Raw genomic sequence first — 297 nt, forward strand, 5'->3', positions numbered from 1 at the left:
TTACTATGCTTAAACCTGCGGGAATCAACGCATTCACGTTCACCAACGGGAACGGGTATATCCTCCGGGTATCCCCTCAGACAATGGAAGGTACTATCCATGAAACACCGCATCGCTCTGCTTCTGGTCCTGACTTCACTTAGCGCCAGCGCCCTAGCCGCCTCTCCCTGCCAGGAAAAAGAGCAGGATATTCAACGAGAGATCAGCTACGCCGAAAAGCATCATAATCAAAGTCGCATTGATGGGCTAAATACCGCGCTACGTCAGGTTCGGGAAAACTGTAGCGACAGTAAACTC

Annotated in this window: 1 protein-coding gene; it reads left to right on the forward strand. The window is 50.8% G+C overall.

Annotation, left to right across the window (positions count from 1 at the left end; all coding sequences use genetic code 11):
- Positions 1-99: 99 nt before the first annotated feature.
- The coding region (locus tag INF86_RS22310) for a DUF1090 family protein (RefSeq protein ID WP_193543957.1) at positions 100-297 on the forward strand (198 nt) is incomplete at its 3' end.

Origin of the sequence: Enterobacter cloacae complex sp. I1M, from assembly GCF_014982425.1 — a bacterium.
In the GTDB taxonomy this organism is placed as follows: Bacteria; Pseudomonadota; Gammaproteobacteria; order Enterobacterales; family Enterobacteriaceae; genus Enterobacter; species Enterobacter intestinihominis.